Raw genomic sequence first — 22417 nt, forward strand, 5'->3', positions numbered from 1 at the left:
GGCACGAGGTAAAAGTCGTGTAAGTCGGCTTGTCAGGCGCGCCCAGGCGGAGGAGCATGGGCGCGTTACTGATCGAGCTACCCTTGTCCCATGATGCGTAAGTCCATTCTTCTATTGCTGTGCCTGGGTTGGCTAAGCGCCTGTGAGCGTGAGCCGGAACCCGTTGCACAGCAGCCCGCGCCAGCGCCGGCAGTGGTCACTGCAACTGCGCCCGTTGCCGATGTCGCCAAGCCAGAGCCTGTCGAACCAGCACCGCCTGCCAAGGTGGTCGAAAGCAAGCCCGTGCCCGCGGCCAAACCGCCCGTCGTCGCCAAGCCCAAGCCTGTTGTAGCGCCACCGCCCAAGCCGGTGGAGCCTGAATCGAAACTGGCATTGGATCTGAGCGTGCCGCAGGAGCTGTTCGAGCAGGCGCTGGAAAGCGAAACCCGCGAGGGTCTCTCTCCCTTGCTGCCGCCGCTGTTTGGCGAGAAACCCGAAGTCCAGAGCCCGTTCCAGATCAGTGGTCGGCTGATCAGCAACGAACGGGTCGACGACTACTGGGACTCCATCGAAGGCGCTGAGCTGCAGTTCGAGTTCAAGCAGTAGCAGGGGACGGCGCACCCTACCCATGGCCGAGCTTCATTCTGCTCAGAAACGGTAGTGTCGCTGTTCGATGGCTGCATGCAGTTCGCCATCCAACCACTGAAAGCTGTTCGAGCCAGGCAAGCGCACGTAGAGCGGACCGTCGACCTGGCGTGGGTCATAGCCGGCCTGCTTCAGATCCGTCTTCTTGTACTTGAATGTACCGGTGGTCTCGACTTCGTCTAGCAGGCGCACGAACAGCGGCGCGGCGTAAGCCGGCAGCTCCGCGTCGAGGTGGGCGGCCAGCGCGGCGCCGTCCAGCTCAAGGCCTTGTGCCAGGCGCAGTGCAGCCATGCCGCAGCGGCCATTGGTGCCGGGAATCTCCACGCCGTAGACCACCGCATCCTCCACACCGGGGAAGGCCCCGAGCACGTTTTCCACTTCGGTAGTGGAGACGTTCTCGCCTTTCCAGCGGAAGGTATCGCCGAGGCGGTCGACGAACTGCGCGTGCTTGCAACCGATATCGCGCATCAGGTCGCCGGTGTTGAACCAGGCGTCGCCCTTCTTGAACACGTCGCGCAGGATCGCCGCCTCGCTCTTGGCCGGATCGGTGTAGCCGTCGAACGGCCATTTGGCGCTGATCTCGCTGATCAGCAGACCGGCCTCGCCCTTGTCGGCCTTTTGCAGAAAGCCCTTCTTACAGCGGATCGGCCGATCATTCTCCAGGTCGTAGCGGACGATGGCGTAGGTAGCCGGTGTGTAACCGACGGTATTGTCGAAATTGAAGACGTTGGTGAAGCCGATATTGCCTTCGCTGGAGGCGTAGAACTCGGTGATCTGCTCAACGCCGAAGCGCTGCTTGAACTCGGCCCAGATCGAGGGGCGCAGGCCATTGCCGATCATGCAGCGCAGACTGTTGCCCTGTTCGGCCGGATGCACGGGCTGGTTGAGCAGATAGCGGCACAGTTCGCCGATGTAGCCGAAGCAGGTGGCGTTGTAGCGTTGCACGTCGCTCCAGAAGGCACTGGCGGAGAACCTGCGGCGTAGGGCGATGGCCGCGCCGCCGGCCAGGGCTGCGCTCCAGCACACGGTGACGGCGTTGTTGTGGTAGCAGGGCAGGGTGAGGTAGAGCACGTCGCGTTCGTTCAGCGTCAGGCCGGAATGACCGAAGCCGCCATAGGCCTTGATCCACTTGCCGTGGCTCATGATCGAGGCCTTGGGCAGGCCGGTGGTGCCGGAGGTGTAGATCAGGAAGCAGGCGTCCGTCATGCGTACGCGCTGGCTGTCCGGCGGGTTGTCCTCGGCCTGGCCGCTGGCGATCTGCATGAGGTTGAGCCAGCCGTCCGGCGCCTGGCCGGGATCACGCAGGCAATCCTGATCGGCGATCCAGTAGCGACACGCCTGCTGGTTGTGCAGCTGCGACGTGATTTCGTCGAAGGCGCCGCGCAGTTCGTCACCGATGACCAGGAAGCCGGACTTTACCAGGTTGAAACTATGCGCCAGTACCTTGCCGCGCTGGGTGGTGTTGATCAGGGCGCCGACCGCACCGAGCTTGCTCAGTGCCGCGAGGATCGCCAGCAATTCCAGGCGGTTCTCCAGCATTACCGCGACCACGTCGCCATGGCCGACGCCCTCGGCCTTGAGCGCCCAGGCCAGGCGGTTGGCCCAGGCATTGAAGGCGCGATAGCTGAGCTGGCGGTTTTCATCCATCAGCGCCGGGCGCTCGGGGTGGCGCTCGGCAGCGCGCTGTAGGGCCCAGGCCAGTGACAGGTTCTTCTCGCGGTTACGGATGCCGGCGTAGTACAGGCCGCGCAGCATGCGCGGCACGCGTGGCAGGTGCTGCGGCAGGTGGGCCAGGAAGCGGAAGGGCGAAATCAGATCGGCTTGGCTCATGGGGCTCGCACTTGGCTGTTATGGATTGGGGGCGAGTTCTGACTCTAGTCAGCCTAGCGACCACCAGCCATGGCTCTGGTGCACTCAGCGGCGGGCAGATCGGCAAATAGCCTTGCCGCTCGTAGGGGGCGCGCGGCGCACCCTACGGATCGAGGCTCGCGCGTAGCCCGGATGCAATCCGGGTAAATCCGCGCGCGGGATCCCCGGATTGCATCCGGGCTACGAAACCAACGCATCCGAGGCTTCAATCGACGAACAGATCCGGCACCAGGCTGCCGCCTGCGGGATCGAAGCGGTACTGCTCGAAGTCGCTGACGCCCCGTTCGCGCAGGATGTCCTCGTCGATCAGCAGGCGCCCGGTGAGGCTGCGGCCTTCGCTACTCAGGATCGCATGCGCCGCGTCGGCCATGATCGCCGTAGTGCGTGCCCGCTTGAAGGCGTCGCGGCTGCCCAGTTCGAACTCGATAGCGGCGGTGGCGATCATGGTTTTCGGCCACAGCGAGTTGACGCTGATGCCGTATTTCTTGAACTCCTCGCTCATGCCCAGGGTGAGCATGCTCATGCCGTACTTGGTGACGGTGTAGGGGCCGTGCTGGGCAAACCACTTGGCGTCGAGGTTGAGCGGCGGGGAGAGGTTGAGGATATGTCCGCCGGCGCTCTTCTTCAGATAGGGCAGGGCCGCCTGGCTGCACACCATAACCGCGCGGGTGTTGATCTGGTACATCAGGTCGAAGCGCTTGGGTTCGAGTTTTTCCACGCCTACCAGCTTGATCGCGCCGGCGTTGTTGACCAGGGCATCGATGCCGCCGAAATGCTCGGCGGCCTGGGCCATGGCGGCGGCCACGGCCTGCTCGTCGCGCACGTCCAGCTGCAGGGCCAGCGCCTTGCCGCCGGCGGCTTCGACCTCGGCGGCGACGCTGAAGATGGTGCCTTCGAGTTTCGGGTGCGGCTCGGCGCTCTTGGCCGCGATGACGATGTTGGCGCCATCGGCGGCGGCCTTGAGGGCGATTTCGCGGCCGATGCCACGACTGGCGCCGGTGATGAATAGGGTCTTGGCGGAAAGTGACATGGGCGTGCTCCTTCTTGTTGTTATGGGGGCGTGGAAGGGGCTTTAGCCGCGATGAACAACGCTCGCGGCTAAAGCCCCCCACAGCGATATATCAAGCCTCTGCAGCTTCGATTTCCACCAGCAACTGGCGGTTCTTCACCTGGTCGCCCTGGCTCACGCCGACGCGGCGGACGATGCCATCGACGCCAGCCTTGAGCGGGTGCTCCATCTTCATCGCTTCCAGTACCACCAGCAGTTGCCCCTTGCTTACGCTGGCGCCCTCGGCGATCAGTACGTCGACGATGGCGCCATCCATCGGTGCCTTCACCGCGCCGCTGCTGGCGGCGTTCTGGCCACCGGCCGGCTCGTGGGTGACATCCAGCAGTTCCAGGTTGCCATGCTCACCATACAGCCACAGGCGTTCGCCTTCGATGTGGTAGGCCTGGCGGCGGCGCACGCCGTCCAGTTCCAGGGTCAGCCAGCGACCGTCGCTGGCCAGCAAACGCAGGGACAGTTGTTCTTCACCCCGACGCACGCAAAGGTGCGCTTGCGTGCCGCTGGCGAGTACGTCCAACTCCACGGCATGCTTGTGTTCGCCCTGTTTGAGGACGAAACGCCAGGGCGCACTGCCGGCGCTGCGCCAGCCGGCAAGGCCGGGTTGATGCGCACGGGCATCGGCCGAGACCTGGTAGAGCAGGGCGGCGGCCATGGCCAGCTCTGCCAGGCTGGCGGTGTGCGGGTGCAGGCTGGGGTCATCCGCGAAGTGTTCGGCGATGAAGGCGGTGGTGGCGTTGCCGGCGGCGAACTCGGGATGCTTGAGCAGGTTGGCGAGGAAGCGCTGGTTGCCGTTGACGCCAAGCAGCACGCACTGCTCGACCGCACGCACCAGCTTGCGCCGGGCTTCGTCGCGGGTTTCGCCGTAGGCGATGACCTTGGCCAGCATCGGGTCGTAGAAGGGGGGGACAGCCTGGCCTTCGACCAGGCCGTGATCGATGCGTACGCCGGCCAGCAGCTCGGGCTCCCAGCGCAGCACCTGGCCGGTTTGCGGCAGGAAGCCGGCGGCTGAATCCTCGGCGTACAGGCGCACTTCCATGGCGTGGCCGGTGAGGCGGATTTCGTCCTGCTGCAGCGGCAGGGGCTGGCCCTCGGCAACGCGAATCTGCCAGGCCACCAGATCCTGCCCGGTGATCAGCTCGGTGACCGGGTGCTCGACCTGCAGACGGGTGTTCATTTCCAGGAAGAAGAATTCGCCGGAGGTATCGAGGAGGAATTCCACGGTGCCGGCGCCGACATAGTTGACCGAAGCCGCTGCCTTCACCGCTGCCTCGCCCATGGCGCGGCGCAGCTCGGGCGTCATGACCGGGCAGGGCGCTTCCTCGACCACCTTCTGGTGGCGACGCTGCACCGAGCAGTCGCGCTCGCCGAGATAGACGATAGTGCCGTGCTGGTCGCCGAATACCTGAATCTCCACATGGCGTGGGCGGATCACCGCGCGTTCGAGGATCAGCTCGCCGGAACCGAAGGCGTTCTGCGCCTCGGAACGGGCGGTGCGGATCTGCCCCAGCAGCTCGGATGATTCATGCACCAGGCGCATGCCACGGCCGCCGCCACCGGCGCTGGCCTTGATCATCAGCGGGTAGCCGATGCGCTCAGCTTCGCTGGCCAGGGTTTCGTCATCCTGGGCGGCGCCTTCGTAGCCGGGGATGCAGGGCACGCCGGCTTCGAGCATGGCGATCTTGGACAGGCGCTTGCTGCCCATCAGGTGGATGGCTTCCACGGTCGGGCCGATAAAGACGATGCCGGCTGCTTCGCAGGCGCGGGCGAAATCGGCGTTCTCGGAGAGGAAGCCATAGCCGGGGTGGATGGCGTCGGCGCCGGTCTTGCGCGCGGCCTCGATGATGGCGTCGATGCGCAGGTAGGACTGGTTGACCTGTGCCGGGCCGATGCACACGGCTTCATCGGCGATCTGTACATGGCGGGCATCGCTATCGGCCTCGGAGTACACCGCCACGGTGCGGTAGCCGAGCTCGATGGCGGTGCGCATCACCCGGCAGGCGATCTCGCCACGGTTGGCGATCAGGATCTTGTTGAATGCGGGCATCTTTGTGCTCCTGCTGTGCGTAGCCCGGATGCAATCCGGGGAATCATTTTGGCGAGCGCTCCCGGATTGCATCCGGGCTACGGTTTCATTGGGCCCACTTTGGCTTGCGCTTCTGCACGAAGGCCGTGGTGCCTTCGACGCCCTCGGCGCCGATGACCGCCGCGGCGAACTGTTCGGCGGCGCGGTCGAGCAGCGTGCCGAGGGCTTCGCGTTCGCTGGCCAGCAGCAGGGCTTTGGTCTGGGCGTTGGCCTGTGGCGCACACTGGCGAATCTGCTCCAGGGTCTCGTCCAGGCGTTGCTGCAGGGCGGCGTCATCGTGCTCGCAGTAGTGCACCAGACCCAGGCGCAGCGCCTCGGCACCGTCGAAGCGGGCGGCGGTCAGGGCCAGGCGGCGCGCCTGGGTCAGGCCGATGCGGCGCACCACGAAGGGGGCGATCTGCGCCGGGAGGATGCCGAGGGTGGTTTCCGGCAGGCCGAACTTGGCGCTGCTGGCCGCGATGGCTACATCGGACACACAGGCAAGGCCGAAGCCGCCGCCGAGCACGGCGCCTTCCAGCACCGCCACCAGTACCTGCGGTGCGGCCTGGGCTTCCTCCAGCAGTGCGCCGAAGGCGCGGTTAAGCTCGCGGTAGGCGTCCCCACCTTTGGCACGGGCGCCGGCCATGTCCTTGATGTCGCCGCCGGCGCAGAAGTGCCCGCCCGCGCCGCGCAGGACGAGGGCACGCACGTTCGGATCATGGCGCACGGCCTCCAGGGTGGTGCGCAGTTCGCCGACCATGACCAGGCTCATGGCGTTGCGGCTGTCCGGGCGGTTGAGGGTGACATGCAGCACGCCACCTTCGAGGTTCAGCAGCAGGGTTTCGCAGGAGGGCAGATCGTTCATTGCATACCTCGGTGTAGGGCGGGTGAAACCCGCCGCAACGCTGTGAGTGGCGGGTTTCACCCGCCCTACGGGTCAGCCTTTCTTCTTCCCCGGCAGGATGCCCATCAGCTTGCAGATGATGCCGAGCATGATCTCGTCGGCGCCGCCGCCGATGCTGACCAGGCGCACGTCGCGGTAGGCGCGCGACACCGGGTTGTCCCACATGAAGCCCATACCGCCCCAGTACTGCAGGCAGCTGTCGGACACTTCGCGGCCCAGGCGCCCGGCCTTGAGCTTGGCCATCGACGCCAGCTTGGTCACGTCGCGCCCTTTCACGTACTGCTCGGTGGCCTGATAGACCAGCGCGCGCAGGCACTCGATCTCGGTCTGCAACTCGGCCATGCGGAAGTGGATAACCTGGTTGTCGATCAGCGGTTGGCCGAAGGTGTGGCGCTGCTTGCAGTACTCGATGGTGGTGTCGACGCAGTGCTCCAGTCCCTTGATCATGTTGGCCGCGCCGAACAGGCGCTCTTCCTGGAACTGCAGCATCTGCATCATGAAACCGGCGCCTTCGTGGCCGATGCGATAGCGCTGCGGTACACGCACGTTGTCGAAGAACACCTGGGCGGTCTCGGAGCTGCGCATGCCGAGCTTGTCCAGGTGCGGGCTGACGCTGATGCCCAGGGTCTTCATTGGCACCATGATCAGCGACTTGTTGACGTGCGGCTTGTCGTCGCTGGTGTTGGCCAACAGACAGATAAAGTCGGCACTCGGAGAGTTGGTGATCCACATCTTGCTGCCGTTGATCACATAGTCGTCGCCGTCCTTGCGCGCGGTGGTCTTCAGGCCCGCCACGTCGGAGCCGGCACCGACCTCGGAGACGCCGATGCAGCCGACCATCTCGCCGCTGATGGCCGGGCGCAGGAACTCTTCGCGCAGCTCATCGGAGCCGAAGCGTGCCAGGGCCGGGGTGCACATGTCGGTCTGCACGCCGATGGACATGGGGATGCCGCCGCAGTGGATGGTGCCGAACTCCTCGGCGGCGACTATCGAGTAGCTGTAGTCCAGGCCCATGCCGCCGAACTTCTCCGGTTTGGAGATGCCCAGTAGGCCCAGCTCGCCGGCCTTCTTGAAGATCTCGTGGATGGGGAAGCGGCCTTCCTTCTCCCAGGCGTCGACGTGCGGATTGATTTCCTTGTCGACGAAGTTGCGGACGGTACGGCGGAGTTCTTCGTGCTCTTGAGTGAAGATCATTGTTGTTGTGCTCCGTATCGAATGGGTCTGTAGGGCGGGTGAAAACCGCCACATGCTTGGCGGGTTTCACCCGCCCTACGTTTAAAATCTCGCGACGCCGAAGCTGCTTTTCTTCAACGGCCGCAGGTTGGCTTCGGCGCAGATATCCAGCAAAAAGCCCAGCAGCTTGCGCGTGTCGCGCGGGTCGATCAGGCCGTCATCCCACAGGCTGGCGGTGCCATACAGCGCGGTGGACTGGCTGTCGAGCTTCTGTGCGGTCACGGTTTCCAGCATGTCGAGCATCTTTGGATCTGCTTCCTTGCCCTCCTTGGCGTGCTTGTCCTCGGTGACGATGCGCAGCACCTTGCCGGCCTGAGCGCCGCCCATCACGGCGGTCTTGCTGTTGGGCCAGGCGAAGATAAAGCGTGGGTCGAGGCCGCGGCCGCACATGGCGTAGTTGCCAGCGCCGTAGGAGCCGCCGACGACGATGGTGAGCTTGGGCACAGTGGCGTTGGCCACGGCCTGGATCATCTTCGAGCCGTGCTTGATCACGCCGTTCTGCTCGGACTCCGTGCCGACCATGAAGCCGGTGGTGTTGTGGAAGAACAGGATCGGCGTGTTGCTCTGCTCGCACAGCTGGATGAACTGCGCCGCCTTGGCCGCGCCCTGCGGGGTGATCGGGCCGTTGTTGCCGATGAAACCGCAGGCCTGGCCTTCGATCTGCAGGTGGCCGCATACGGTCTGGCTGTCGAACTCGTTCTTGAAGTCGAGGAACTCCGAGCCATCGGCAATGCGCGCGATGATCTCGCGTACGTCGTAGGGCTTCTTGGCGTCGGCCGGCACCAGGCCGAGCAGTTCCTCTGCCGGGTACAGCGGTTCGCGCCAGCTTTTCGCCGGGCGTGCCGGCAACTGCTGGTTCCACGGCAGCATGCCAAGGATCTCGCGCGCCAGGCGTACACCGTCGGCGTCATTCTCGGCCAGGTACTCGGCGGTGCCGGCGACCTGGGCGTGCATCTCGGCGCCGCCGAGTTGCTCGTCGGTGGCGATCTCGCCGGTGGCGGCCTTAAGCAGAGGCGGGCCGGCGAGGAACATCTTGGCCTTGCCGCGTACCACCACCACGTAGTCCGACAGGCCGGGCTGGTAAGCCCCGCCAGCGGTGCTGGAACCATGCACCACGGTGATCTGCGGCAGGCCCATGGCGGACATGCGCGCCTGGTTGGCGAAGCCGCGTGCACCTTCGACGAAGATGTCGGCGGCATAGTTGAGGTTGGCGCCGCCGCTCTCGGCCAGGGTCACCACCGGCAGCTTGTTCTCGAAGGCGATCTGCTGCAGGCGCAGCGACTTCTTCAGGCCAGTGGGGGAGATGGTGCCGCCCTTGATCGCGCTGTTGTTGGCGATCACCAGGCAACGCACGCCAGCGATGTAACCGATGCCGGCGATGATGCCGCCGCCGGCCTGGCTGCCGTCCTTGTCGTCGTGCAGCTTGTAGCCGGCCAGCGAGGACAGTTCGAGGAACGGTGCGCCGGCGTCGAGCAGCAGGTTGATGCGTTCACGCGGCAGCAATTGGCCACGCTTCTCGAACTTGGCCTTGGCTTCCTGCGCCTTGTCGAGCACCTTCTGCTCGACGTCGCGGAAGGTTGCGATGGCTGCCAGCATGGCTTCGCGGTTCTGCGCGAAGGCTTCGCCATGCACATCGATTTCCGATTGGATCACGGGCATCGCCTTACTCCTGATCTTTCAGTACATCGGGCAGGTAGGCCCGGTGGAAACCGTTGTAGGGCTCGCTGTTTTTCGCCTTGCCCAGCGTCCAGGCATGGGTGCCCTGGCTGGCGGCGCCATCGATGCGGATGGTGTTGCCGCTGATGAAGTTGGCGCCGGGGCTGAGCAGGAAGACGATGGCCGCGGCCACCTCGGACTCGCTGCCGATGCGTTGCAGCGGCACGTGATCCTTGAGATTGCGGATCATGTTCTTCATCGACTCGGGGTAGGTGTCCATGCCGCTGGAGGCGATCCAGCCCGGCGCCACGGCGTTGACCCGCACGCCGGCGTGGCCCCACTCGTAGGCGGCGGTCTTGGTGAAGTTCTCCATACCAGCGCGCGCGGCCCCGGAGTGGCCCATGCCGGGCATGCCTCCCCACATGTCGGCGAGCATGTTGACGATGCTGCCGCCGTGCTTGCTCATGCTCTGCAGGAAGACTTCCTTGGCCACCAGAAAGCCGCCGACCAGGTTGGTACGCACCACGGTCTCGAAGCCTTTCTGGTTGATGCCGATCAGCGGCGCGGGGAACTGGCCGCCAGCGTTGTTGACCAGGTGATGGATGCGTCCGCGCTGCGCAATCACAGCACCGACCATGGCCTTCACGGCTTCTTCGTCACGGATGTCGCAGACCTGGAAGCTGGCGCTGCCGCCGTCCTCGGTGATCTCGGTGCAGGTCTTCTCCAGCTTTTCCTGCTTGCGCCCGACCAGCACCACATGAGCGCCCAGGTGGGCCAGCTCGTGGGCCACGCAGCGGCCGATGCCACTGCCACCGCCGGTGACCAGGATGGTCTGGCCTTCGAACAGGCCGGGTTTGAATACGGAGTCGTAGCTCATTGTTCTTGTTGTCCTGAGTGATACCGGTGCGCGCAGCGCACCCTACGGGCGGGTGTAGGGTGCGCCGTGCGCACCAGTCAAGGTCTCGGCCAGTGCCCTGGGCACCGGCACCGGGAATTCCAGCAGTTGCTGGGCGAACGCCTTGCCCTGCGGGTCGATGCGCAGGCTGGCGACGCCACCACCGCCAAGCGCGTTTTCCAGCAGGAAGTTGAGGCTGTGGCTGCCCGGCAGGTACCAGCGGCTGACGCGACCCTGCTCGGCGTCCAGGGTATGCGCCATCCACTTGGCCACGGCTTCGGGTGTCAACGCAGCGGCTATCCACGCCAGGTATTCGGGCTGTCTCGCCATCACGCCGATGTTGCTGTGATTGCCCTTGTCGCCGGAGCGGGCCACGGCCAGGCGGATCAGTGGCACGGAGGCGTCGGCTTCGCCCATCGGTACGGGCAGGGCGGCCGGCGCGTGCAGTCGCTCGGGGTTGAAGGCATCGACCTGGGGCAGGGTGACCGGCTGGCGCTCGCCGCCGATTTCCACCTCCAGCGCGCAGGCGCTCTTGTCCACCAGGAAGCTGAGCAGGCGGATCACCGGGTAGACGGTGGGACGACCACCGACGATGCCGGTCAGGCCCGGTGCCATGCCAGTGGCGGCCTGGGCGATCTCGCGGGAGAAGAGGATCAGCGCCTCCTTCTTGGCATGACGCACGGCGATCTTCACCACCAGCTCGCGACTATCCTGGCGACGAGCGTGGGCACCATAGGTGGCCTCGCTACCCAGCAGCTCGACGCTGACCTCCTGGTAACGGCCCCAGCCACGTTCAGCAAACATCTCTTCGGTCTTGTTGATGATCGCCTGGCTGACCCGCTCGGCCTTGGCCACCGCATCGATACCGGCGAGCACGCAGCTGGCGGTGCAGCGAAAACCGTCCGGGTGGGTGGCGCTGACCTTGTATTGCCCGGTGGGCGGCAGGCCGCGCGCGCCCTGCAGCTGCACGCGGTGGTCGCCGACCTGGCTCAGCGCGACCTGGGTGAAATCGCAGACTACATCCGGCAGCAGATAGGCGCGCGGGTCGCCGATCTCGTAGAGCATCTGCTCGCCAACGGTAAAAGGCGTGACCAGGCCGCCGGAACCCTCCGGCTTGGTCACGACGAAGCGGCCATCGTCCTCGACTTCGACGATGGGAAAACCGATGTGCTCGTAGTCCGGCACGTCGCGCCAGTCGGTGAAGTTGCCACCGGTGCACTGCGCGCCGCACTCGATGATGTGCCCGGCCAGCGCAGCCTGGGCCAGCTTGTCGTAGTCGCTCCAGGACCAGCCGAACTCGTGCACCAGGGCGGCGCTGACCACGGCGCTGTCGACCACGCGGCCGGTGATGACGATGTCGGCGCCCTGTTCCAGCGCGGCGACGATGCCCGGTGCGCCCAGGTAGGCGTTGACCGAAACGCAGAAGGGCGGCAGCGGCGCGCCCGTGAACATCTCGCGGGTGCCGGCCTTGACCAGCTCACCGAGCTTGGGCTGCAGGTTGTCGCCATGCAGCACGGCAATCTTCAGCTGTACGCCGGCCTGTTCGCAGGCGGCGCTCAGGGCGGCGGCGCAGGCCATCGGGTTGACCCCGCCGGCGTTGCTGATGACGCGGATCTTCTTCGTCGCGATGTTGCCCAGCAGCGGCGCGAGCACCTCGACGAAATCGCGGGCATAGCCGTCGTCAGGCTTCTTCATACGGGCGCCGGCCATGATCGACATGGTGATCTCGGCCAGGTAGTCGAACACCAGGTAATCCAGTTCGGCACCCTGAACCAGTTGAGCGGCAGCGGTGGAGGTGTCGCCCCAGAAGGCCGAGGCGCAGCCGATGCGTACGGTTTTGTTCATTGGAATTGGCCCGTCACACATTGAGAAGGTGAGTTGACATTACCAAGCAAGCGCTTGGTTGAAAAGTGGCGAGAGACGGCAATTCGGCCAAAAATGCGCCCAAGCGCTTGCTTGGTCAGCGCCTGCCGCATACATTTCATCAAGCAAGACAAGCACTTGCCGGCAGCATAGAGAATTCATCAGAACAATCGCCGTGCAAGGCAATCAGGGGAGAAGTCAGCGTGGACGAACACAGAGCCCAGGCCGTGATGCAGGAGCTGGTCGCCAGCGGCCAGGTAACCGATCCGGACAGTGCCCGTGGCAAGCTGTTGCAGATGGCTGCGCACCTGTTTCGCAGCAAGGGTTACGAGCGCACGACGGTGCGCGATCTGGCTGCCGCCATCGGTATTCAGTCCGGCAGCATCTTTCACCACTTCAAGAGCAAGGAAGAGATCCTGCGTTCGGTGATGGAGGAAACCATCGTCTACAACACCGCCCTGATGCGTGCTGCACTGGCCGAGGCGCAGGACACCCGCGAGCGGCTGCTGGCGCTGATCCGCTGCGAGTTGCAGTCGATCATGGGCGGTACCGGCGAGGCCATGGCGGTATTGGTGTACGAGTGGCGTTCCCTTTCGGAGGAGGGCCAGGCGCAGGTACTGGCCTTGCGTGATACCTACGAGCAGATCTGGCTGGCGGTACTGGGCGAGGCGCGCGAGGCCGGTTACTTCAAGGGCGACCCGTTCATTCAGCGGCGTTTTCTCACCGGTGCGCTGAGCTGGACCAATACCTGGTTCCGTTCGCAGGGACCAATGACGCTGGATCAGCTGGCTGAAGAGGCGTTGTCATTGGTGTGTAAGGAAGCCTGAGCGAATTCGGCTAGGATAGGAGCAACTGCCGGTTTTCGGCTCGAACACGGGCGCTGGGGTGTTCCCGCGTTGTGATCCGTGACGAGAGGTCGAGTTTGCGCGCACTAGCCTTTTGCCTGTTGTGCAGTCTTTCGCTGTTGCATGTGCCTGCTGCCCTTGCCCTGCAGGAGGTGCGTGTCGGTGGTTATCACTTCCCGCCATATCTGGACAAACCCGAATCACCTTATCCGCAAGGCTTGGTGCCCGAGTTGTTACGCGCGCTCAATGCGGCGCAGCAGCAATACCGTTTCGTCCTGGTGCCGACCTCGGCGACCCGCCGTTACCGCGACCTCGAGAGCGGCCGCTTCGATCTGATGTTCTTCGAGTCCAGTCGCTGGGGGTGGCAGGGCACTTCATACCTGGCCTTGGGACTGGATATCGATGATGCGGAAGTCTATGTCGCCGCGGCGGAGCCGGGGCGTGGACAAGACTATTTCGAGGATTTCAACGACAAGCGCATGGCGCTCTACAACGGCTATCACTATGGTTTTGCCAGTTTCGATGCCGACCCTGATTATCTCGCGCGCACATTCAATGCGCTGTTGACCTATTCCCACGATAGCAACCTGCGCATGCTGCTGGCGCGGCGCGTCGATATCGCCGTGGTGACGCGCTCGTACCTAGAGCTGTTTCTGGATCGGCATCCGGAAATGCTGCCCGAGTTGCTGGTTTCCGATCGGCTGGATCAGTTCTATCACCATCAGGTGCTGCTGCGGCCCAAGGGGCCGCTGAGCCCGGCTGAAGTTGCCGAGTTGTTGAACCGGCTGCAGGCCAGTGGAGAATTATCGAAGCTACTTGGGCGCTATCGTCTGACATTGGGCTACAAAGTGTCAGTGCAGTGAAAATCCATCTGGTCGGTCAGGAGAGACTGGAGTAGTGTGCACCACACTAAGAGAAGGAATTTTTTGGGGACTCGAGATGCGGCATGCGCGGTGCTGGATTCATGGATGTTTGGGTGCCTTGTGTCTCTTGCTAGCGGATTCTCTCTATGCGGCCGACGTGGTCAAGGTCGGTGGCGCGCACTTTCCCCCCTATGTGATCAAGTCCAACGTGCACGACTCGAGTGGCTTGCTACCGCAACTGCTCGAAGCGCTCAACCGAGAGCAGAGCGAATACCACTTCACCATGTTGCCCACCGCCATCGTGCGTCGTTTCAGTGACCTGCAGCGCGGGCGTATCGACATGGCGATTTTCGAGAATCCGCAATGGGGATGGCAGGACATCGACGCTGAAGCTGTCGATATGAGGCTGGAAGATGCTGAGTTGTTCGTTGCCAGGAACGAGGCGCTGCGCGACCAGAGTTACTTCGAACAGCTCGAAGGCAAGCGCCTGGCGCTCTATCGCGGTTATCACTACGGATTTGCCCAGTTCAACAGCGATCCGGAGTTCCTGACCACCACCTTCAACGCCAACCTCGGTCACTCTCACGACAGCAACCTGCTGATGGTGATACGCGGGCGCGCCGATGTCGCATTGGTCACTCGCTCCAATCTCTATGACTTCCTTGAGCGCAATCGCGATTATGCACGCCAGTTACTGATCTCCGAGCGTATCGATCAGGTCTATCGACATCATGCGATGATTCGCGCCGGTGCGCCGATAACTCCCGAACGCTTCGCTGCCTTGCTCGAGCAGTTGCGGGAGAAGGGCGAGCTGCAACGCATCTTCTCGCCTTACCGCATTGCCGTCACGCAAGACGTAACGGATAGCTCAGCAACAGAATATGCAGCAGATTGACCGCTGTGTGCAGCGCGATGGCCAGGCTCAGGCGGCCGCTGTAGTGAAAGGCCAGGCCATAACCGAGGCCAGCGCAGGTCGCCACCACGGCAAATAGCGCGCTGAAAGGCAGATGGGCCGCGCCGAACAAGCCGGCCGTCAACAGCAAGCCGGGCCAGATGCCCAGGCGCTTGATCAGAGCGGTCTGTAGCAGACCGCGAAAGAGCAATTCCTCCGCCAGCACCGCCACGCAGAGATTGACCGCCAGCCACAACAGCAGACCCTGCGGCCATTTGGGTTGCCAGGTGACCAGGCCCAGCGCCATGGCCAGCAGCGGCACCAGCAGCAGGGTGGTGATGCACGTCAGCCAGGCATTTTTCAGCGAAAGCACGGGTCTGCGTGGCTGCCCCAGCCACCAGGCGAGCAGGGCGCTACCCAGCAGCAGTTTGTCCCAGGACAGGCGCAGGCCATAGGGCGCCGCATCAGCACTGATGAGACGTGGCTGCCACAACTGCCAAGGGCTGAAACCGGGTATGAGGTGCGCCGCCAGGGCGATTGCGCCAAGCAGAATCAGAGGTAGCCATAGCCAGTTTGGCAGATGCGATTGTCCGGCCAGCAGGACAATGACGAATGCGCTGCCCAGCAGCAGGCCGACGGGTTGGATGAAACCCAGGCCGGTGCCCAGGGCCAGGGTCAGAGCGGGGAGCAGCAAGCGCAAGTGCAGGGGCATGGCACCTCCTCCTTGAGAAGGCGCGCAGTCTAGCAGGCTGCGTTGCGGGCAGTCTTGGCGTTACCTGGCGGGACGAGGGCGTTTAGCGCTGACGCTCGCGCGCGTCCTTGGCTTCCTGCTCGATGGCGCGTTTACGCATGCGTTCGAGCTGGTCTTCGCTCAGGGGCATTTTCTTGGCACTGCTGCGCAGCACCAGCAGGCTACCGATCACTGAGCCAAACACCAGAACCAGCAGCAGCCAGACGTACCAGGGCATGATGACTCCTCATGGGGGCAATGAAGTTATCACCATAACCCGCGTGCCGGGTCTTGTCAGTCGGCCTGTAGCGCCACCGGCTGCAGGTTGCTGTCGTCCTTGAGCTGCACGCCACTCAGTTGCAGGCGCAGCGCCTGGCGCGCCAGGTAGTCGAGTTTGTGTGCCGCCAGCTGGTAAGGCAGGCCCTCGGGACGTACGTTGGAGATGCAGTTGCGCGCGCTGTCCAGGCAGCCCACCCGCGGCGCGTAGGTCAGATACAGGCCGAGGCTGTCCGGCGAGGTCAGACCAGGGCGCTCGCCGATCATCACGATCACCAGGCGTGCACGTAGCGCTTCGCCGATGCCGTCGCCAATCGCCACGCGGCCCTGTTCGGCAAGCACCACCGGGGTGTTGGCCCAGTCGGTGTCAAAGCGTTCGCGAAAAGCTTGCAACAGCGGCAGGGCATGGCGCTGCACGGCGACGGCCGACAAGCCATCGGCCAGCACGATAGCGATTTCCGGTGCGGGCAGTTCGTGTTGCAACTGCACGCGGCAGTCGCCGTGCAGGTGGCGGCCGTGATCTGGACGCAGCAGGTAGGTTTGCCGGTCCTCGGCGTTGCTGCGTACTTTCAGGGTACGAAAGCCTGCCGTATGCAACTGATGCTTGAGTTCGCCGAAGTCCAGCGGACGATGCACCGCATCGCGCGCCTGGGCATGGGCCAGGCCGAATTTGAGCACCTCGCGGGTGGGCAGGCTGCAGCCGACGCGGCCGAGCGCTATGCGTGCCGAGGTATGCGCGCGCAGTTCGTCCCAGGGATTTTGCTGAATCAGATCATTGGTCATCACGCGGCTCCCGATATGTGCGGCAGTTGCTTGAGCAGGTGGTGGCCACGGCCGATTTCGCGCAGGCGGCCGCTAGGCTCGGTAATGGCCATGCGCGCCAGCCAGGCATCGAATTCCGGTGCGCGTTTCAGGCCCAGGACGTTGCGCAGGTACAGTGCATCGTGGAACGAAGTGCTCTGGTAGTTGAGCATGATGTCGTCGGCACCCGGGATACCCATGATGAAGTTGATGCCGGCTGCGCCGAGCAGGGTGAGCAGGCTGTCCATGTCGTCCTGATCGGCTTCGGCGTGGTTGGTGTAGCAGACGTCACAGCCCATCGGCAGACCGAGCAGCTTGGCGCAGAAGTGGTCTTCCAGGCCGGCGCGGATGATCTGCTTGCCGTCGTAGAGGTATTCCGGGCCGATGAAACCGACCACGGTATTGACCAGCAGCGGGCGGAACTCGCGGGCCACGGCATAGGCGCGAGCCTCGCAGGTCTGCTGGTCGACACCATGATGACCGCCGGCCGACAGCGCGCTGCCCTGGCCGGTCTCGAAGTACATCACGTTATCCCCTAAGGTGCCGCGACCGAGTGAAAGCGCGGCTTCATGGGCTTCACGCAGGATTGCCAGGGATACGCCGAAGCCGGCGTTGGTGGCTTCGGTGCCGGCGATGGACTGGAACACCAGGTCGATCGGCGCGCCGGCCTCGATGGCCTGGATTTGCGTGGTGACGTGGGTGAGCACGCAGCTCTGCATGGGGATTTCGAAGTGCTGGCGCACCTCGTCCATCATCTGCCAGAGGCGCATCAGCGTCGGCAGCGAATCGCTGGCCGGGTTGATACCGACCGTGGCGTCGCCGGAGCCATACAGCAGGCCGTCGAGCATGCTGGCGGCGATGCCGCGCACGTCGTCGGTGGGGTGATTGGGCTGCAGGCGCACAGCAAGGTGGCCGGGCAGGCCCAGGGTGTTGCGAAAGCGGCTGATCACCTGGCATTTGCGCGCCACCAGAATCAGGTCCTGATTGCGCATTAGCTTGCTCACGGCTGCAACCATCTCCGGCGTCAGCCCGGCGGCCACGGCAGCCAGGCGCGCGCTGTCGGTCTTCTCCAGCAGCAGCCAGTCGCGCAGGTCGCCGACCGTGAGGTGGCTGATCGGGGCGAAGGCGGCGGTGTCATGTCGGTCGATGATCAGGCGCGTGACTTCGTCCTGCTCGTAGGCAATCAGTGCCTCGTCGAGAAAGCGCTTGAGCGGCACCTCGGCCAGGGCCAGCTTGGCCGCCATGCGCTCTTCGTAGGTAGCAGCGGCCAGCCCTGCCAGATAATCGCCGGAGCGCGCCGGGCTGGCCTTGGCCAACAGCGTCTTGAGGTCGGCGAAGCGGTAGACCAGGCTGCCGATGGTGGTTTGATAGGGCATGGCTGCAACCTGCTGCAAAAGGATGTGCTTGCCGTGCAGTGCTCATGCCAGAGGGCCGGCCGCCCGAGATTGGCGCTCCGTAGAAGCAGGCTGGCTATCTCAGGAGCTGGAAAATGGTGCGGAGGCGGGTCTGGCGCACCAGGGTGGCGCGCCGGCAGCGTGATGTCTGTCACATGATGGCAACTTGGCGCTGTTTGAATGACGGCTTTCCGATAGCAGGGGAGGCCGTTCGTGACCCAAGCCAGAGCGCTGCAATCGCTGATGCGAGCCGTGAAGCCGCTCGCTGCGTCGATGAGCATCAACGAGGTCGCCGATCTGTTTCTGGCGGCTGAACACCGCGCCTTTCTCTCCCTGCCGGTGGTGGACGAGAACAACCGGCCACTCGGCCTGGTCAGTCGCGCCACCCTGCAGGACATCTTCATGCAGCGCTTCGGGCGCGACCTGCGCGGTCGTCATCCGGTTGGCGAGGTGATGAACGACGCGCCGCTGATCGTCAGCCTGGAAGCCAGTCTGGAAGAGGCTTCCAAGCAGGTCACCGCCCAGCTGCAATACCCGATCACCGAGGACTTCGTCCTGATCGATGCCAAGGGCGAATACTGCGGTCTGGGTACGGTGCTGGATCTGCTCAAGGCTATGGAAGCGCGCGTCGCCCAGCGCAACCGCGTACTGCGTCAGGCGCTGGTGGATCTCAAGGAGTCTCAGGCGCAGTTGCTGCAGTCGGAGAAGATGGCGTCGCTCGGGCAGATGGTCGCCGGCGTCGCCCACGAGTTGAACACGCCGCTGGGCTACGTGAAGAACAACGTGCAACTGCTGCGTGAATTGAGTGAGCCACTGTTCGAACTCGCCGCCGCACAGGCACGCCTGGGCCAGTGCCTGAACGACCCCGACTGTGACGAGGCGAGCCTGAGCCAGGCCCTGCAGGCCGCCGAACAGGCTCGCCAGCAGGCAGCGCCGGAGCTGCTGGCCGAGGATCTGCAGCAGCTGTATGGCGACACCCTGTATGGCCTGGAGCAGATTGGCGAGTTGGTGGTGGGCCTGAAGGATTTCGCCCGTCTCGACCGTGCCATGAGCGAGGAGGTCGACCTCAATGACTGCATCCGCAGCGCGCTGCTGATCGCGCGCAACCACATCAAGGACAAGGCCGAAGTGGTGCAGCAGCTCGGCGAGCTGCCGCGTATCGCCTGCGCGCCCTCGCAGATCAACCAGGTGCTGCTCAACCTGTTGACCAACGCTGCCCAGGCCATCGATGGCAGCGGGCGTATCCAGATTCGCAGCTGGGCCGATGCCGAGGGCATCCATGTCTCGCTGCAGGACAATGGCCGTGGCATGCCGCCGGAAGTCATGGCGAAGATCTTCGATCCTTTCTTCACCACCAAGCCGGTCGGCCAAGGCACCGGCCTCGGGTTGTCCATCAGCTACAAGATCGTCCAGGACCACGGCGGCCGCATTCGCGTCGCCTCCGAGCCAGGGCGTGGCACGCGTTTTCTGATCAGCCTGCCGCTGCCCGCTACTGTCGCCATTAAAAGGAGCGCCTGATGTCCGCACCCGTTCGCATTCTCTTCGTCGATGACGAGGAGCGCATTCTGCGCAGTCTCGCCCTGCAGTTTCGCCGCCACTACGAGGTGCTGACCGAGAGCGACCCGTTGCGCGCCCTGCGGCGCCTGCGTGAGGAGCACATTCACGTGCTGGTCAGTGACCAGCGCATGCCGCAGATGAGCGGCGCGCAGCTGCTGGCCGAAGCTCGCGAGATCGCGCCGAATACCCTGCGCATCCTGCTGACTGGCTATTCCGATCTGGATGCCGCGGTGGAGGCGTTGAACAACGGCGGCATCTTCCGCTACTTGACCAAACCCTGGGACCAGCAGGAAATGGCCTTCACCCTGCGTCAGGCGGCAGAGCTTGCGGTGCGCCAGGCGCAGCCTTTGCAGGCTGTTGCCAGTGAGAAGCTGAGCGCGCCGCTGACGCTGCTGTCGCTCGACGATGAGCCGGACACGCTCAGTGTCGTCGGCGAGTTCTGCGTTGCGGGCGGCCACAACCTGCTACGTGCCCGCAACCTGGCCGAGGCGATGTTGATGCTCAACAACGAGAACGTGGACATTCTGGTCAGTGACCTCAAGCTGGCCGGCGAAGACACCGCGCCGTTGCTCAAGACCCTGGCGCAAGCCCACCCGCGTCTGCTCAGCCTGGTGGTCACACCCTTTCAGGACACCCAGGCGCTGCTGCGTCTGGTCAATGAGGCGCAGATCTTCCGCTACCTGCCCAAGCCGATTCGTCGTGGTCTGTTCGAGAAGGGCTTGAAGGCCGCTGCCGAGCAGGCGCTGATCTGGCGTGCTCAACCACAGCAGGTGGTCACTCGCCTGGCCGAGGTGCCGCGTGACGAGCGTGAGCAGGAGAAAGTGGGCAGCCTGATGGGCATGCTCGGGCGCCTGCGTGAGCGGCTGATAGCCTGATCGTTTGGCCACCCTGAGCTTTCGCGGCTGAAGCCGCTCCTACGGGGCAATGCCAGATTCGTAGGGCGGGTGAAACCCGCCAGAGGCTATTGGCGGGTTTCACCCGCCCTACCGATGCAGCATCCTCGGGTCCTCGAACGCATAGCGCGATTGCCCTGGACAGGGACTTCGGCCGCGACCAGTGATCGGATGCTTTGCGCTACAATGCGCGGCGTTTTTCATCCTGTTCGAGACCCACCCCATGCCTGTCTGCCAAACCCCGATCATCGTCGCCCTCGACTTTCCCAGCCGTGATGCTGCTCTGGCGCTGGCCGATCAGCTCGATCCGGCGCTGTGTCGGGTCAAGGTCGGCAAGGAGCTGTTCACCCGTAGCGGCCCACAAGTGGTCGAGGCGTTGCAGGCCAAGGGCTTCGAGCTGTTTCTCGATCTGAAATTCCACGACATCCCCAACACCACGGCGATGGCGGTCAAGGCCGCGGCGGAGCTGGGCGTGTGGATGGTCAACGTGCACTGCTCCGGCGGCCTGCGCATGATGGCGGCCTGTCGTAACGAGCTGGACAAGCTGGCTGGCGCCAAGCCACTGCTGATCGGCGTGACAGTGCTGACCAGCATGGAACAGCAGGACCTGGCCGGCATCGGCCTGGACGTGCCGCCGCAGGAGCAGGTACTGCGCCTGGCCGGCCTGGCTGCCGATGCCGGGCTTGACGGCCTGGTCTGCTCGGCGCAGGAGGCGCAGGCTCTGAAGGTCGCGCAGCCGCGTCTGCAACTGGTCACGCCGGGCATTCGTCCCGCCGGCAGCAACGCCGACGACCAGAAGCGCATCCTCACCCCTCGCCAGGCGCTGGAGGCCGGCTCCGATTATCTGGTTATCGGCCGCCCGATCAGCCAGGCTGCCGATCCGGCGCAGGCGCTGGCAGTGGTGGTTGCCGAACTGCGCGCCTGAGCCCTGTAGCCCGGATGAAATCCGGGGGGGGCTGGTATGCCGTCCGATCTGTCCCGGATTTCATCCGGGCTACCCGCTGATCGCGACGCCGCGCTGGTGGAGTCGCCATCAGCGCCCTGCATGACCCTTCACTCCAGAGCCTGATAGTGCTGCTCACCGTCTGGCTTGCTGGCTAGACTCCTCGCCAATTCAACAAGAATCGCTGCGAGGAAGCAGACATGAGCATGACGTTTTCCGGCCAGGTCGCCCTGGTCACCGGTGCAGCAGCCGGTATTGGCCGTGCCACCGCCCAGGCCTTCGCTGCCGAAGGGCTCAAGGTGGTGGTTTCCGATGTCGACGTGGCCGGTGGCGAGGGCACCGTCGAGCTGATTCGCGCGGCCGGCGGCGAGGCCTGCTTCGTGCGTTGCGACGTGACCCGCGATGCCGAAGTCAAGGCGCTGATGGATGCGACCGTGGCGCAGTACGGCCGCCTGGACTATGCCTTCAACAACGCCGGTATCGAAATCGAGAAGGGCAAGCTGGCCGACGGTAACGAAGCCGAGTTCGACGCCATCATGGGCGTCAACGTCAAGGGTGTGTGGCTGTGCATGAAGCACCAGATCCCCTTGCTGCTGGCCCAGGGCGGTGGTGCCATCGTCAACACCGCTTCGGTGGCCGGCCTGGGTGCCGCGCCGAAGATGAGCATCTACGCCGCCTCCAAGCATGCGGTGATCGGCCTGACCAAATCGGCGGCGATCGAGTACGCCAAGAAGAAGGTGCGGGTAAACGCGGTCTGCCCGGCGGTGATCGACACCGACATGTTCCGCCGCGCCTATGAGGCGGATCCGAAGAAGGCGGAGTTCGCCGCCGCCATGCACCCGGTCGGGCGCATCGGCAAGGTCGAGGAGATCGCGGCTGCCGTGCTCTATCTGTGCAGCGACCACGCAGCATTCACCACTGGTCAGGCATTGGCCGTGGATGGCGGGGCCACAGCAATATAAAGGCTCTAGCCCGGTAGTCTGCAAGCAGGCTAAGGTTGGCTCGCAGGGCCACTGTCAGCAGTGGTCCTGACTCAGCACAATCCTGCCAG

20 protein-coding genes are annotated in these 22417 nt (G+C 64.4%); 8 read left to right on the forward strand and 12 right to left on the reverse strand.

What is annotated here, in order from left to right; translation table 11 throughout:
* Nucleotides 1-90: 90 nt before the first annotated feature.
* On the forward strand, nt 91-585 hold the full coding sequence (locus tag BLS08_RS06885) for a hypothetical protein (protein WP_090336305.1): 495 nt from the start codon (nt 91-93) through the stop codon (nt 583-585).
* A gap of 42 nt (nt 586-627) precedes the next feature.
* On the opposite strand, the gene BLS08_RS06890 is transcribed toward BLS08_RS06885, so the two are convergent.
* The 8 genes from BLS08_RS06890 to BLS08_RS06925 all read right to left on the reverse strand — a co-directional run bounded on the left by BLS08_RS06890 (nt 628) and on the right by BLS08_RS06925 (nt 12154).
* A complete protein-coding gene (locus BLS08_RS06890; protein WP_090336306.1) occupies nt 628-2454 on the reverse strand; it encodes a long-chain-acyl-CoA synthetase in 1827 nt (608 codons plus the stop codon).
* Between the two features lie 244 nt (nt 2455-2698).
* Nucleotides 2699-3523 (reverse strand): SDR family oxidoreductase, encoded by an 825-nt coding sequence (locus tag BLS08_RS06895; protein ID WP_090336308.1) that lies wholly within the window; start codon nt 3521-3523, stop codon nt 2699-2701.
* 91 nt (nt 3524-3614) lie between these two features.
* The gene (locus tag BLS08_RS06900; RefSeq protein ID WP_090336309.1) at nt 3615-5603 is read right to left on the reverse strand and encodes an acetyl/propionyl/methylcrotonyl-CoA carboxylase subunit alpha; all 1989 of its coding nucleotides are present in this window, start codon (nt 5601-5603) and stop codon (nt 3615-3617) included.
* An 85-nt stretch (nt 5604-5688) separates the two neighbouring features.
* Nucleotides 5689-6486, reverse strand: a complete 798-nt coding sequence (gene atuE / locus BLS08_RS06905; protein WP_090336311.1) for an isohexenylglutaconyl-CoA hydratase — start codon at nt 6484-6486, stop codon at nt 5689-5691.
* A gap of 72 nt (nt 6487-6558) precedes the next feature.
* Nucleotides 6559-7719: a citronellyl-CoA dehydrogenase gene (gene atuD / locus BLS08_RS06910; RefSeq protein WP_090336313.1), complete on the reverse strand. Its 1161-nt coding sequence runs from the start codon at nt 7717-7719 to the stop codon at nt 6559-6561.
* An 81-nt stretch (nt 7720-7800) separates the two neighbouring features.
* The gene (atuC, locus tag BLS08_RS06915) at nt 7801-9417 is read right to left on the reverse strand and encodes a geranyl-CoA carboxylase subunit beta (RefSeq protein WP_017677292.1); all 1617 of its coding nucleotides are present in this window, start codon (nt 9415-9417) and stop codon (nt 7801-7803) included.
* Between the two features lie 4 nt (nt 9418-9421).
* Nucleotides 9422-10291: an SDR family oxidoreductase gene (locus BLS08_RS06920; RefSeq protein ID WP_017677291.1), complete on the reverse strand. Its 870-nt coding sequence runs from the start codon at nt 10289-10291 to the stop codon at nt 9422-9424.
* A gap of 42 nt (nt 10292-10333) precedes the next feature.
* Nucleotides 10334-12154, reverse strand: a complete 1821-nt coding sequence (locus BLS08_RS06925) for an acyclic terpene utilization AtuA family protein (RefSeq protein WP_017677290.1) — start codon at nt 12152-12154, stop codon at nt 10334-10336.
* Between the two features lie 248 nt (nt 12155-12402).
* Between BLS08_RS06925 and BLS08_RS06930 the strand changes: the two genes are divergently transcribed.
* The 3 genes from BLS08_RS06930 to BLS08_RS06940 all read left to right on the forward strand — a co-directional run bounded on the left by BLS08_RS06930 (nt 12403) and on the right by BLS08_RS06940 (nt 14775).
* Nucleotides 12403-12999 carry a TetR/AcrR family transcriptional regulator gene (locus BLS08_RS06930; RefSeq protein WP_017677289.1) on the forward strand — a complete coding sequence of 199 codons (597 nt, stop codon included), beginning with the start codon at nt 12403-12405 and terminating at the stop codon, nt 12997-12999.
* 71 nt (nt 13000-13070) lie between these two features.
* The gene (locus tag BLS08_RS06935; protein ID WP_231976578.1) at nt 13071-13880 is read left to right on the forward strand and encodes a substrate-binding periplasmic protein; all 810 of its coding nucleotides are present in this window, start codon (nt 13071-13073) and stop codon (nt 13878-13880) included.
* 76 nt (nt 13881-13956) lie between these two features.
* A complete protein-coding gene (locus BLS08_RS06940; RefSeq protein WP_169886829.1) occupies nt 13957-14775 on the forward strand; it encodes a substrate-binding periplasmic protein in 819 nt (272 codons plus the stop codon).
* On the opposite strand, the gene BLS08_RS06945 is transcribed toward BLS08_RS06940, so the two are convergent.
* The 4 genes from BLS08_RS06945 to BLS08_RS06960 form a co-directional block, all read right to left on the reverse strand.
* On the reverse strand, nt 14726-15484 hold the full coding sequence (locus BLS08_RS06945; protein ID WP_090336314.1) for a CPBP family intramembrane glutamic endopeptidase: 759 nt from the start codon (nt 15482-15484) through the stop codon (nt 14726-14728). The genes BLS08_RS06940 and BLS08_RS06945 overlap by 50 nt on opposite strands.
* Nucleotides 15485-15566: 82 nt before the next feature.
* A complete protein-coding gene (locus BLS08_RS06950; RefSeq protein ID WP_003461005.1) occupies nt 15567-15740 on the reverse strand; it encodes a DUF2897 family protein in 174 nt (57 codons plus the stop codon).
* Between the two features lie 56 nt (nt 15741-15796).
* On the reverse strand, nt 15797-16561 hold the full coding sequence (eutC, locus tag BLS08_RS06955) for an ethanolamine ammonia-lyase subunit EutC (protein WP_017677285.1): 765 nt from the start codon (nt 16559-16561) through the stop codon (nt 15797-15799).
* Nucleotides 16561-17955, reverse strand: a complete 1395-nt coding sequence (locus tag BLS08_RS06960) for an ethanolamine ammonia-lyase subunit EutB (RefSeq protein WP_017677284.1) — start codon at nt 17953-17955, stop codon at nt 16561-16563. The genes eutC and BLS08_RS06960 overlap by 1 nt, the downstream gene beginning before the upstream one ends.
* Before the next feature lie 261 nt (nt 17956-18216).
* Here BLS08_RS06960 and BLS08_RS06965 point away from each other — a divergent pair, with 261 nt between their 5' ends.
* The 4 genes from BLS08_RS06965 (at nt 18217) to BLS08_RS06980 (ending at nt 22328) form a co-directional block, all read left to right on the forward strand.
* Complete coding sequence (locus BLS08_RS06965) at nt 18217-19491, forward strand: sensor histidine kinase (protein WP_169886830.1); 1275 nt, start codon at nt 18217-18219, stop codon at nt 19489-19491.
* Nucleotides 19488-20405, forward strand: coding sequence for a response regulator (locus BLS08_RS06970; RefSeq protein WP_086005923.1), 918 nt, complete (start codon nt 19488-19490; stop codon nt 20403-20405). The genes BLS08_RS06965 and BLS08_RS06970 overlap by 4 nt, the downstream gene beginning before the upstream one ends.
* Nucleotides 20406-20646: 241 nt before the next feature.
* Nucleotides 20647-21348: an orotidine-5'-phosphate decarboxylase gene (pyrF, locus tag BLS08_RS06975; protein ID WP_017677281.1), complete on the forward strand. Its 702-nt coding sequence runs from the start codon at nt 20647-20649 to the stop codon at nt 21346-21348.
* Between the two features lie 218 nt (nt 21349-21566).
* A complete protein-coding gene (locus BLS08_RS06980; RefSeq protein ID WP_017677280.1) occupies nt 21567-22328 on the forward strand; it encodes an SDR family oxidoreductase in 762 nt (253 codons plus the stop codon).
* Nucleotides 22329-22417: the final 89 nt, after the last annotated feature.

Source organism: Ectopseudomonas chengduensis (assembly GCF_900102635.1).
Classification (GTDB): domain Bacteria; phylum Pseudomonadota; class Gammaproteobacteria; order Pseudomonadales; family Pseudomonadaceae; genus Aquipseudomonas; species Aquipseudomonas chengduensis.